Source organism: Frankia sp. CcWB2, assembly GCF_977927585.1.
The window spans coordinates 1-1,420 of sequence record NZ_CDWRCM010000072.1; the positions used below are offsets into that span (position 1 = coordinate 1).

Below are 1,420 nucleotides of genomic sequence, written 5' to 3' on the forward strand. Positions count from 1 at the left end.
TGGTCGAGCGGGCCCCCGGGATCGCAGACAGCCTCGCGGTCGACACCGCGGACGAGCGCGGGCACGGCGAGCTGCTCCTCTTCGTCGTCCTCACCGAGCCCGGCCTGACCGATGCGGTGGCCGCCCGGCTGCGCGAGGTTCTGCGCGCCGAACTCAGCCCACGCCACGTCCCCGACCGGATCATCGAGATCACCGAGATCCCTCGGACCCACACCGGCAAGAAGCTCGAGGTACCGGTGAAGCGCCTGCTCGCCGGAACCGCCCTGGACGAAGCCGTGAGCCTCGACTCGGTCGCCAACCCCGATGCCCTGCTGCCCTTCGCCGCCGCCTCGGCCCGGTCCCGGCGGTCGGCGCCGGAGCCGAGGACGGGAACCACGCTGGAACCCGGCACCGGATCCGGCGGGGAGGCCGAACCCGAGGCCGAACCCGGAGCCTGATACGGCAAAGCCGGATCTTCGCCCGGCAAAAACGAAGATCCGGCTTTCATCGATCACGCGATCATGACGTGACCGCCATGATCGCGGTACTCCTGTCTTCCACCCCCGTGCACCTGTGCACGTGCCCCGCAGACCCGACCGGAGGTGCGTTCGCCCGATCGATCAGTCGAGGAACTCGCGCAGCCGACCGGCGACGGCGGGCTTGCGCAGCTCCCGAAGCGTGTCCCGCTCGATCTGACGGATGCGCTCACGGGTCAGGCCGAGCCGGTTGCCCACCTCGGCGAGGGTGTGCTGCTTGCCGTCGGCGAGACCGAAGCGCAGCCGCATCACCTCGCGCTCCCGCGGGCTCAGGCCACCGAGGACGTTATCGATCTCGTCCTGCATGGCGCCGTAGGAGGCGGCGTCCGCCGGGGAGGTCGCGTCGGAGTCCTCGATGAAGTCGCCGAGCACGGAGTCGCCGTCGTCGCCGACCGAGGTCTCCAGGCTGACGGTGTCCTGCGCATACCGGCGCAGCTCCACCACCTGCTCGATCGGCATGTCCAGCTCGCGGGCGAGCTCCTCGTCGGTCGGCTCACGGCCGAGCGTGGAGACGAGCTGGCGCTGCAACCGGGTAATCTTGTTGATCTGCTCGACCACGTGGACCGGGATGCGGATCGTCCGCGCCTGGTCGGCGAGCGCCCGGCCGATAGCCTGGCGGATCCACCAGGTTGCATAGGTCGAGAACTTGTAGCCCTTGGCGTAGTCGAACTTCTCCACCGCGCGGATAAGGCCGAGGTTGCCCTCCTGGACCAGGTCCAGCAAGGTCATCCCGCGACCGCTGTACTTCTTGGCGACGGAGACCACCAGCCGCAGGTTCGCCGAGACGAGCTGCTGCTTGGCGGCATGGCCGTCCTTGACGAGCAGACCGAGGTCACGACAAAGGTCGGCGGGCAGGTCGGGGACGCTCTCGAGCTTGTACTCGGCGAACAGGCCCGCCTCGACCC

2 protein-coding genes are annotated in these 1,420 nt (G+C 69.2%); one reads left to right on the top strand and one right to left on the bottom strand.

Translation table 11 applies throughout. The features are described 5' to 3' along the window. A partial coding sequence (locus tag ACY45C_RS09915) for an AMP-binding enzyme (RefSeq protein WP_462187331.1) occupies positions 1 to 437 on the top strand: 437 nt, incomplete at its 5' end. A gap of 162 nt (positions 438 to 599) precedes the next feature. Here the strand turns inward: ACY45C_RS09915 and ACY45C_RS09920 are convergent. Then, the coding region (locus ACY45C_RS09920; protein WP_462187332.1) for an RNA polymerase sigma factor at positions 600 to 1,420 on the bottom strand (821 nt) is incomplete at its 5' end.